This is a genomic window from Natronococcus roseus, assembly GCF_043677095.1.
In the GTDB taxonomy this organism is placed as follows: Archaea; Halobacteriota; Halobacteria; order Halobacteriales; family Natrialbaceae; genus Natronococcus; species Natronococcus roseus.
Map to the genome: position 1 here is coordinate 45,719 of NZ_JBHLJR010000001.1, position 9,623 is coordinate 55,341.

The 9,623-nt window shown below is 63.6% G+C and carries 10 protein-coding genes; 5 read left to right on the forward strand and 5 right to left on the reverse strand.

Features of this window, described 5'->3' with window-relative positions; translation table 11 throughout:
- Positions 1 to 11: 11 nt before the first annotated feature.
- From ACFEMD_RS00285 to ACFEMD_RS00300, 4 genes are read right to left on the reverse strand one after another with little or no spacing between them, the layout of a single operon-like run.
- Complete coding sequence (locus tag ACFEMD_RS00285) at positions 12 to 1,823, reverse strand: ribosome biogenesis/translation initiation ATPase RLI (RefSeq protein WP_394738886.1); 1,812 nt, start codon at positions 1,821 to 1,823, stop codon at positions 12 to 14.
- Position 1,824: 1 nt separating this feature from the next.
- On the reverse strand, positions 1,825 to 2,160 hold the full coding sequence (locus ACFEMD_RS00290; RefSeq protein WP_394738887.1) for an EMC6-like membrane protein: 336 nt from the start codon (positions 2,158 to 2,160) through the stop codon (positions 1,825 to 1,827).
- A gap of 60 nt (positions 2,161 to 2,220) precedes the next feature.
- Entirely contained in the window at positions 2,221 to 3,474 is a 1,254-nt protein-coding gene (locus ACFEMD_RS00295) for a hypothetical protein (RefSeq protein ID WP_394738888.1), read from the reverse strand.
- A 1-nt stretch (position 3,475) separates the two neighbouring features.
- A complete protein-coding gene (locus ACFEMD_RS00300; protein ID WP_394738889.1) occupies positions 3,476 to 4,042 on the reverse strand; it encodes a DUF7344 domain-containing protein in 567 nt (188 codons plus the stop codon).
- Positions 4,043 to 4,305: 263 nt separating this feature from the next.
- Here ACFEMD_RS00300 and ACFEMD_RS00305 point away from each other — a divergent pair, with 263 nt between their 5' ends.
- The 5 genes from ACFEMD_RS00305 to ACFEMD_RS00325 all read left to right on the forward strand — a co-directional run bounded on the left by ACFEMD_RS00305 (position 4,306) and on the right by ACFEMD_RS00325 (position 8,382).
- Positions 4,306 to 4,797, forward strand: a complete 492-nt coding sequence (locus tag ACFEMD_RS00305; protein ID WP_394738890.1) for a hypothetical protein — start codon at positions 4,306 to 4,308, stop codon at positions 4,795 to 4,797.
- A 201-nt stretch (positions 4,798 to 4,998) separates the two neighbouring features.
- Positions 4,999 to 6,156, forward strand: a complete 1,158-nt coding sequence (locus ACFEMD_RS00310) for a S26 family signal peptidase (protein ID WP_394738891.1) — start codon at positions 4,999 to 5,001, stop codon at positions 6,154 to 6,156.
- Between the two features lie 142 nt (positions 6,157 to 6,298).
- Positions 6,299 to 7,426, forward strand: coding sequence for a DUF5305 family protein (locus ACFEMD_RS00315; protein WP_394738892.1), 1,128 nt, complete (start codon positions 6,299 to 6,301; stop codon positions 7,424 to 7,426).
- Positions 7,427 to 7,641: 215 nt separating this feature from the next.
- Positions 7,642 to 7,935, forward strand: coding sequence for an ArsR family transcriptional regulator (locus ACFEMD_RS00320; protein ID WP_394738893.1), 294 nt, complete (start codon positions 7,642 to 7,644; stop codon positions 7,933 to 7,935).
- Between the two features lie 45 nt (positions 7,936 to 7,980).
- Positions 7,981 to 8,382, forward strand: a complete 402-nt coding sequence (locus ACFEMD_RS00325; RefSeq protein WP_394738894.1) for a hypothetical protein — start codon at positions 7,981 to 7,983, stop codon at positions 8,380 to 8,382.
- A 3-nt stretch (positions 8,383 to 8,385) separates the two neighbouring features.
- Here ACFEMD_RS00325 and ACFEMD_RS00330 read toward each other — a convergent pair whose 3' ends face one another.
- Positions 8,386 to 9,282, reverse strand: a complete 897-nt coding sequence (locus ACFEMD_RS00330; protein WP_394738895.1) for an NAD+ synthase — start codon at positions 9,280 to 9,282, stop codon at positions 8,386 to 8,388.
- Positions 9,283 to 9,623 lie beyond the last annotated feature (341 nt).

A 9,623-nucleotide genomic window follows, 5' to 3' on the forward strand; every position in this document is an offset into this window, starting at 1 on the left:
CTCGAGTCGACTTACGGCGAGTAGTAGTACTCGCCTTCCCGCTTTTGCTCGCGATCGAGCTGTGACTCCGGCTTGTTGATCCGCGGACGCGAGGTGCGCTCGTCCCGCCGGAACGTGATCTCGAGGTTCGAGAGGAACTCGTTCATTCCCTCCCGCATCGGCTGAGGCTCGCTGGCGTGGCCCTCGACTGCGGGCTCGCCCTCGAAGACCATCAGCCGGTCGGCCAGCAGGTCGATCGTGTAGATGTCGTGATCGATGACCATCACGGTGGCGTCCTGCTGTTCGGCGTAGCGCCGGATCGCGCTGGTAGCTTGGACCCGCTGTTCGACGTCGAGGTGGGCCGATGGCTCGTCGAGCAGGTACAGATCCGCCGAATCGGAGAGACAGGCCGCGATGGCGACCCGCTGGCGCTCACCGCCCGAGAGATCCGAGAGGTTCTGCTCCATGATGCGCTCTAACTGCAGCGGCTGAGCGATCTCGGTGTTCCAGTACGAGGAGCCGAACTGATCCGTAATGGAGGAGAGGAAGGCGTCGACCCGCATGTGCTGGTCGATGGTGACGTACTGCGGCTTGTACGAAATATCGAGATCGAGGTCGGCGTCGCCCGCGGTCGGCTCGAGGTTCCCCGTTAGCAGCTTCGCGAACGTCGACTTCCCGATCCCGTTGGGGCCGACGATGCCGAGCACCTCGTTGCGGTGAATCTCCCCGCCCTCGATCTCGAGGGAGAACTCGCCGTCGCCGTAGCTTTTGGTGAGGTCGGGGTAGTCGACCAGCACGTCGCCGTGGGACGCGATCCGGGGGGCGTGTTCCTCGAACTCGATGGGGTCCTGTCGGATCCGCATGTTCTCGTTGTCGAGATACCCGGAGAGGTACTCGTTGATCCCGTTGCGCACCGACTTCGGCGAGGTGATGACACCGTAGGCACCGGGCTCACCGTAGGCGACGTGGAGGGTGTCGGCGAGCAGGTCCAGGATCGCGAGGTCGTGCTCGACGACCAGCATCGATCGGTTCTCCTCCTCGGCGAGTTCGCGGATCAGCCGCGCCGCGGTGACGCGCTGGCCGATGTCGAGGTAGGGCGTCACCTCGTCGAGGAAGTAGAAGTCCGTATCCCGTGCGAGCGTCGCCGCGATCGCAACCCGCTGGAGCTCCCCGCCCGAGAGGTCCTCGATCGCCTGGTCCATCACGGGCCCGATCTCGAGGCGTTCGACCAGCGAGTCGAGCGCCCCGCGTTCGTCCGTTCGCTCGAGCAGTTCGCGGGTGTTGCCGTCGAAGCTCTCGGGAATCTGGTCGACGTACTGGGGTTTGCGGGCGACGGTGACCTCGCCGTCGCGGACGTCGGCGATGTAGTCCTGCAGTTCGGTCCCGCGGTAGGCCTCGAGGACGTCGTCCCAGCCGACCTCGCCCTCGCGGCCGAGGTTTGGCTCGAGTTCGCCCTCCAGAATGCGGACGGCGGTGGTCTTCCCGATCCCGTTCGGACCCAGAATTCCGGTTACCTTCCCCTCCTGAGGCGCCGGCAGACCGTACAGCGAGAAGGCGTTCTCGCCGTAGCGGTGGACGGGGTCGTCCTGGAGCTCCTGGGGCAGGTTGATAATCTCGATGGCGTCAAACGGACACTTCTCGACGCAGATGCCACAGGTTTCCCCCAGACAGATCTCCTCGGAGATGTGGATCTGGTCGGGCTGGCCCTGGTCGGCCTCCTCGCCTCGGAGGGTGATACACTCCTTGCCCGTGCGGTTCGGCGGGCAGTAGTTCTTGCACTCGTAGCTACACCGGTCGGGCTGGCACCGATCTAAGTCTACGACGGCGATGCTGTCGTCGGCCATCTCAACCCATTGCCTCCGTCGTGAGGAGGATCCCCAGAACCACGAACCAGAACGAGAACGTCATGAACGTGATGAACAGGTAGTGTTTCACGCCGAACTCGTCGTCGCCGTAGATGTCCGTGAAGTCGTAGAGGACGAACTGGACGAGGATTGCCCCCAGAACGAGCAACAGTCCCCGCGTGTCGGTCGCGGCGGCGCTGGCCGCCTCGACGGACGACACGTCACCCGCCATCGCCAGCGAGGCGAACGCCGCACCGACGCCGAGCAGCGCTGACAACGCCGTCACGCTGACCGAGCGGATATGCTCGCGTCGGTCGCTAATCGATTCGGTCGACATGGCTCGAGTTCTGTCGTCGGTGGTGAAAAGGGGTTCGCATTGTGGAGCGAGCCAGCGCGTTCACTCGGCCTCGAAGGAGTCCGTCGCCGTCTCGCTCGTGTCGGTTCGTGTGAACGCCACCTCGCCGGGGCCGGGATCCGTTGCCTCGACGCCGACCGAGACGACGATTTCCTCGCCGCCGGTCCCCCTGTCGTTGACCTGGTAGACGAGTTCGCCATTGTTTCGCCAGACGTCGCGGTCTTCCCCCGGCCCCTCCTCAATGACGACGTCTTCGCCGTACTCGAGGCCGTCCACATCACCCAGATCGATGCGGACCTCGTCCTCCCACGGAGCGAGCCCATCGCTGGGTGTGAAGCTAAACGTCTGACGGTCGTCACCTGGGCGAACGTCGCCGGCTTCGACGTCGAGGAACGGTTCGTCTCCGGCGCCCTCGCCATCGATTCCGAACTGAGCCGTCCCGACGTCCCCGGTTTGCGACCGCGTGAACGACGCTTCGTAGGGGCCGCCGCTGCCGTCGGTTGCGTACCCTCCGACCTCGAGGACGATCTCGTCGCCGTGGTCGTCGTCCGAGTCAACCTGGTAGACGATTGATTCGCCACCGGACCCCCACACCTCGCCGCTCCCCTCGACGATCTCGAGGTTATTCTGGTCCCAGAACGTCTCCTCGTAATCGACGCCGTCACCCTGGGCGTCGCCGAGATAAATCTCGATCTGCTCGTCGGGCTGTCGGTTCTCGGCGAGCGTGAAGCCGACTTGCTGGCGTTCCTCGCCCGGACTCACGAACCCGGAGACGTCGTCGACGAAGATCGAGTCGAAACCGGCTCCCGGGTTCGCTCCACCTGGCGGTCCTGGATCTGATTCTCCGGGACACTCTCGATCGATCGCGAACGACCGCTCTAGGTCCTCGATCGAGATCCCGTTCCCGCTGGCGGAGTCGACCGCGACCTCGAGGTCCGTCTCTCCGGCACCCGTCCCGGGTTCGCAGGTCACCGCGTAGGTCGTCTCCTCGCCCGGCGAGAGCGTGTCGTCGAAGCCGCTCGCCTCCTCGAGTCCAGACCCTTGAATCGTCACGTCGGCGTCGATCGACAGCTCCTCGTCGGCGTTGTTCGTCATCACGAGGACCGTTTCGGCGTCGTTCTGATCGCTGACGACGGTGTCGACCGCCTCGATGCCGAGGTACGCCTCCTCGTCGTCGGCGGTCCCGACCGAAACGCCGCGGTCCGCGGAGATCGAAACGAATCCGAAGGTCGGCCCCGCGAGCAAGACGACGCCGAAAACGACACAGAGTATCGCCAGGGATTTGATCGTTCGCATGTTACGGTGGGCGTTCTACCTCTCCCAGCCGCATCCGTCGGTTCTGAACGACGTGGACAATCGACGACGCCGCGAACAGCCCGACCACGAGGGTCGTCCAGCCGAGCGCCGGAATTGTCCCGGTCGGAACGACCTCGAGCCACAGGCCACCCATTACGATCGACGCGATCACGGACAGTCCGAGATAGTAGACACCCCATGGGACGCTGTCGCCGGGAACGATATCGAGGTAGACGTCGAGTTCGGCGGCCTCCTCGGTGAGTTCGATCGTCCGATCGTCGAAGACGACCATCCCAGCCCGCTCGAGGGTCGGCAGGTGGCTCTGCTGGAGGGAGGTGTAGACGCGCTTTCGTTCCGCAGCGGTCAACTCCGAGATCTCCTTCTCGAGTTCCCAGGCGGCGACGTGCTCGGCGAGGTCGCCGAGCTCGACCGGTCCGTCCTCGCGTTTGCAGTAGTGGATCGCGTACCGCCGCCGCTGGTTGGAAAGCAGGCCGAATATCTCGCCGCGGTCCGGCGTCGGCTCGTCGAGATCCGTCTGCGCCTCGCCGGCGGCCCTGTTCGTCGCCATTAGAACGTCAGTACAGCGCACAGTACTGACTACCGATAGATAAGCCTACTGGCCAACGCGTTCGTTTCACCGTTCGTTCCGGAGCTGAAACGGTACGATGACCGTTGTGGTCCGCTTCTGGGAGGGCTTGAATAGATAACAACTATCTAAGCTGACTTTCAGGGTAACAAATACAAAGTGTGTGGGCCGTGTAGCTCGAGACAGGAACCGTCCGCGACCTCGCTCGAGATCACGGTCGCCGGCGGCAATAGGTAACTTCCATAATGAAACTCAATCGACGAAACACGCTCATCGGACTCGGAACGATCGTCGCCGGCGGCGGCGCAGCACTCGGCACCGGCGCGTTCAGCACTGTCGAGGCGGATCGAACGGTCAACTTCGGAACGACGGACGACTCCGACGCGCTGCTAGCCTTTGAGATCAACAGCGAAACGCTCGGCGGAGAAGATGACGGGCAGATCGAAATCAATGTCGATGATCTAAACGAGGACGCCAAGACGACGTTTGATGGGGCGATTACGGTTACGAATAACGGTGAGAACACTGTCGATCTGAGTATCGACGAGATTCCTGGAGATATGGCTATTGAGCACGATGAAACGGATCTGGAGGAGGAGGAAAACGGGGTGGGACTCGATACCGGCGAGGATAACAGCATTGATCTAGACGTAATCTTCGATACCGAAGATGAACTGTCGACAGAAAATGGAACGGTGACGTTCGTCGCTGAAGCGCAAGAAGAGTCCGAAACATAACTCTCGAATCGTTCGCCTCTCTGAAGCGCGCATGATTTCGGAACGAAACCGTTACGATTGTCACTTACCTGACCGACGAGCTGCCCGCGCTCGACTCGAGCGACTGCGACCGGGGTTGATAACAGGCACCCTCGTTTGATACTTTCCCAATCGGCAGACAGGTTTAAGATATTCACACTCGCTACAGTAGACAGATACTGAATGCGAACGCTCCTCGCTCGAGGCGCGGCCGGACTCGTCGTCCTCGCCGTCGCCCTGCTCGTCGTCGGGCAGGTGCTCGGCCAGCCGATCCTGCTGGGCTACGTCGCGACGGGGAGCATGGAGCCGACGATGGACGCCGGCGACGGGTTCGTCGCCATACCGGACACCGTCGCCGGCTCGCCCAGCGAGGGCGACGTCGTCGTCTTCGACGCCCAGGAGCTCCACGGCGGCGAACTGACGACCCACCGAATCGTCGAGGAAACGCCCGAGGGGTACGTGACGGCGGGTGACGCCAACCCCTTTACTGACCAGGGTGGCGACGAGCCGCCGGTGAGCGACGAGCAGATCGTCGCCGTCGCCTGGCAGCCGGGCGGCGAGGTCGTGACGATCCCCTATCTTGGAACTGCGATAATGGGCGTCCAGAGTGCCCTCGAGTCGGCGTACGGGACGGTCGCGTCAGTTATCGACGTCTCGCCGGCCGACAGCCACGGTATGGGTTCGGTGTTGGTCGGGCTCGGCGTTGCGCTGTTCGGCGTGGGACTCCTCCTCGATCGAGTGGGTGTTACGCGACGCGAGACGGCGCGGTCGACCGCCCGGGAGAACGTCTACGCGTTCTGGGGAACCGTCGTGCTCGTGGTGTTCGTGATCGTCGCGCTGGCCACCGCGGCGATGGTGGCCCCCGCCGGTACCTACGAGTACGAGGTCGCCGTCACGGAGTCGCCGACCGACGATCCCCAGATACTGGCTCCGGGCGAGACGAGCGAACTGACTCGAGAGGTCGAAAACGCCGGCTACGCCCCGGTGGTCGTCGTCCACGAAACCGGCGGGGGGCTCGAGGCCGAGCCCGGATCGCAGACGCTCGGTCCCCGCTCGGAGAGCGCGACGACGCTGTCGGTATCGGCTCCCCAGGAGACCGGCGAGTACACCAGCCACGTCGGAGAGTACCGCTATCTGACCGTCCTTCCCCCTTCGCTGCTCGTCTGGTTGCACGGAATTCACCCGCTCGCCGCGATCGCCGCCGTGGATCTCGTGCTCGTCGGCGCCGTCGTCGGAACCGTCATACTCCTGTTCGGACGGGGCGACTTCCGGATCCGAAGCCCCGGCGATCACGTTCCGCTCTCGACGCGGCTTCGGCGTCGACTGCGTCGGTGGCGGTAGGTATTTGGGGCCGCTACCGTTATCACGATCGGGACTCTTGCCGCACGTATGAACAGTTCTCCCCAGCGACCTGTTCGCTCGAGGGACACTCGGGTTCGAAGACGGCGCGAACACCGGGAGAGGGCGCTGGGTGGAGGTGAGCGTGATCGATAACCCACGTCTTGATCTGGTGATCGCGGACCGCGGTCGATCCCTCGCGATCGCTCTCGCGCTCGTGGGAGTGCTCGCACTCGTCGGCGCCGGCTGGGTTGCAGCGACGCCGGGGACGTCGACGACGACCGAGGAGGTCGATCAGGAGACCGTCGCAACCGAGGTGACGACGAGCGCGACGATCGTCGAGGACGGCCCCTGGGAGGCCGGGACGGAACTCGAGGAGAACCCGGTCTACACGCTGCCCGAGGCGCCGGAGCTGACCCTCACCGCGGAGACGTCGGTTCCGAGCGACGACGCCGAGGTCGTCCACGAGGTCCACGTCCGCCACGAGGCCGAACACGAGGACGCGGTCTTCTGGGAGGAGACGGTACGGGAGGAACGGACCGCCGCAGCTATCGAGGACGACGTCGCGCGATCGGAGACGACGATCGACGTCGACGCGCTCGCGGCCGAACGAGCCGACGTCGAGGCGGAGTTCGACGACGTCGGAACCGTCAGAACGGTGCTCGAAGTCGTCGCCGTCTACGATACGGGAACCCACGCCGACGAGCAGACGGTGTCGAGTCAGCTCGAGCTGACCGAGGACGCCTACTGGCTCGAGGAGTCGGAGCTGACGGAGTCGACCGACCACAGCGAGACGGCCCAGGTCGAGGTCGGGGAGTCGCCGAACGCGGCGGCCGTCGCCGGGTTAGCAGCGCTCGGACTGCTCGCACTCGCCGGAGCCGGAGTCGTACACACGCGACGACCGATCGATCCCGAGTCGGCCCGTCGATCCGTCCACGAACGCCGCTACGCGGAGTGGATCTCGGAGGGATCGATCCCGATGTGGGTCGGCGACTACCACGTCGAGCTCGATACCCTCGAGGACGTCGTCGACGTCGCTATCGATACGAACGCACGCGTTGTCCACGACCGACAGCGCGGACTGTTCGCCGTCGTCAACGACAACGTCGTCTACTACCATTCCGAACGCGGCAAATGGGAGCGAACCGCCTGGCCGGAACTCGAACTCGGCAATACGGCCGCAGAGACGAGCGACGGATCCGCTATTGCCGCCGAGGAGTCGGTCGGCGAACTTCCGGATCCCGACGACGACGACGCCTGGGAACGGATCTGACCTGTCCATCGACCGAGCCGTGGCCGGTGTCCCCGCTCCCGACGGCCGTTTTTGAGAAGTCCCCGGCCAGACTGACTGATCGGTCAAATAGTCGGGATTTTGCGGCATAGAACCCATGGAACCATTTTACTCGCTCCGTGTGGGCGATATATTATGTCGAACTCCATCCCTGTAAGGCTCAACTTTTATACTACTGGGAGCTTTCGAAACGTAATATGACCGCGACTGACGGCGAGGACCTCGAGGATCTGCCACCGAGCGCGAAACTCGTGTTCAAGGTTCTCGAGTACGACGGTCCGCTCACGCAGAAACAGATCGTCGAGGAGTCGATGCTCTCGGCTCGAACCGTCCGCTACGCCCTCGAACGACTCGGAGATATTGGCATCGTCGACGAGGATATCTACTTTGCGGACGCCAGACAGAGCCTCTACCGCCTCGAGGAACCCGTCGCGGCCGACGGCAGCGGCGTCGAGGAATCCCCGAAGAAGGACGCCTGCTGCGCGGAGTAGACCGGAAACGGCAGGATTATTTTTCAGTGGTGATCGCGTCCGTGTATGGACAAGGAGCGATTGCCGCGGTGGGGGTGGCTGCTGGCCGGACTGTTCGTCATGTCGATCCTGGCACAGATACTCAACCAGCTCGTGTTGTTTCCCGCGGGACTGCCGGAGGCGTACCAGTCGATCACGGTCATCACGCTCATGTCGCCGGTGTTGATCTACGTCGGCGTCTGGTACGACGAGAGTCGCCAGCACTACTGGGACCGATCACAGGAGCGGATCGCGGGCGACCTGGCGTTCGTCGTTGCCGGCGCGGCGCTGGGTTCGTCGATCGTTCTGGTCGCGATCGTCGATCTCGGACTGCCCCAGATCGTCCAGGACATCGTCGCGATGGCCGTCGGTTTCATGCTCTCCTGGGGACTGTTCTGGTGGCGGAACCCGGACGTCTACCTCGAGTAGCGGTCAGGGATCGACCGACGCGAACCCGTCCCGGTTCGCGATTTCCGGCGTGTGCGGCGTCGTCCGCTTGTGTGCCGTTTCGGCGAACAGCGAGACGATCTCACGGGCGAGGTCGGGGTCGATCTCGAGGGCGGCGACCGCCTCCTCGAGGGTCTGGCCCTCGTCGACGAGGCGGTAGAGCAGGGGATCGATGACGTCGTACGGAGCGCCGAGCTCGCCGGCGTCGGTCTGAGTCGCCCAGAAGCCGGCGGTCGGCGTCTTGCTGATGATGCGTCTTGGAACGCCGAGTCGCTTGGCGAGCGCCCAGACTTCGGTCTTGTAGAGGTCTCCGATCGGATACGTGTCCGCAGCACCGTCGCCGTACTTCGTGAAGTAGCCAAGCAGGAGCTCCGAGCGATTTGCCGTTCCGACGACGAGCCGGGAGCCGCGGTTCGCGGCGTAGTACGCACAGCACATTCGCAGTCGCGCGATCACGTTTCCGATCGCGCGGTTGCGCTCGTTCGGTCGCTCGGCAGACGCCGACTCGAACTCGGCCCCGATCGTCTCCTCGAAGGCTCCCAGCAGCGGCTGGAGCTGGATCTCGCGGAACTCCATGCCGAGCCCGTCGGCGATCGTCCGGGCCTCGTTGACCTGCGTCCGATCGCTCTTGTGACAGGGTAAGCCGAGCCCAAGCACTCGGTCGCTTCCCAGCGCCTCGACGGCCAGCGCGGCAGTCACCGTCGAGTCGATCCCGCCGCTCATCGCGACGACGATACCGTCCGCGCCGGCGTCGGCGACGGTCCGGCGGAGGTCGTCGGTGATCCGGTCCCGAACGGCCTCGAGGGCGTCACGATCAGTAATGAACGGTCCGACACCGTTCTCGAGCTCCGAGTAGACGAACGTTTTTCTTTTAGCACCCATAGTTGAATCACGTGGTATTGATCTACAACAACTCAGACATTTGTCTTTGTTAAGTGCTTTACGGTTATACAGCTAGTACCCTCTGTATGGGTGGTCGTAGCACGACTGTGGAGTGGAAAAGACGTTCATCTATCTCAATACAGTCGAAATAACTGGACGAAACAAAATCTGATTCACGAACAGCGGTCCGTATCTCTAAAGTCAAGCTATCGAAAGAAGGGACCCGTCTCGACCACTCGCTCGCTGACTCACGGGCGCTGCCCGTCCGTCCTCTGGGGGCGTTGCGCCGCGCTCTCGTTCGGTCGCGGTCGGAGTCTTAGGAGGGAACAACCGTGATCGGA

Excerpts from the sequence above, each read along its gene's own strand:
- ACFEMD_RS00310 (WP_394738891.1), top strand. The coding sequence starts at position 4,999 with ATGCGAACGCTCCTCGCTCGAGGCGCGGCCGGACTCGTCGTCCTCGCC.
- ACFEMD_RS00285 (WP_394738886.1), bottom strand. The coding sequence starts at position 1,823 with ATGGCCGACGACAGCATCGCCGTCGTAGACTTAGATCGGTGCCAGCCC.
- ACFEMD_RS00295 (WP_394738888.1), bottom strand. The coding sequence starts at position 3,474 with ATGCGAACGATCAAATCCCTGGCGATACTCTGTGTCGTTTTCGGCGTC.
- ACFEMD_RS00290 (WP_394738887.1), bottom strand. The coding sequence starts at position 2,160 with ATGTCGACCGAATCGATTAGCGACCGACGCGAGCATATCCGCTCGGTC.
- ACFEMD_RS00320 (WP_394738893.1), top strand. The coding sequence starts at position 7,642 with ATGACCGCGACTGACGGCGAGGACCTCGAGGATCTGCCACCGAGCGCG.
- ACFEMD_RS00300 (WP_394738889.1), bottom strand. The coding sequence starts at position 4,042 with ATGGCGACGAACAGGGCCGCCGGCGAGGCGCAGACGGATCTCGACGAG.
- ACFEMD_RS00325 (WP_394738894.1), top strand. The coding sequence starts at position 7,981 with ATGGACAAGGAGCGATTGCCGCGGTGGGGGTGGCTGCTGGCCGGACTG.
- ACFEMD_RS00305 (WP_394738890.1), top strand. The coding sequence starts at position 4,306 with ATGAAACTCAATCGACGAAACACGCTCATCGGACTCGGAACGATCGTC.
- ACFEMD_RS00330 (WP_394738895.1), bottom strand. The coding sequence starts at position 9,282 with ATGGGTGCTAAAAGAAAAACGTTCGTCTACTCGGAGCTCGAGAACGGT.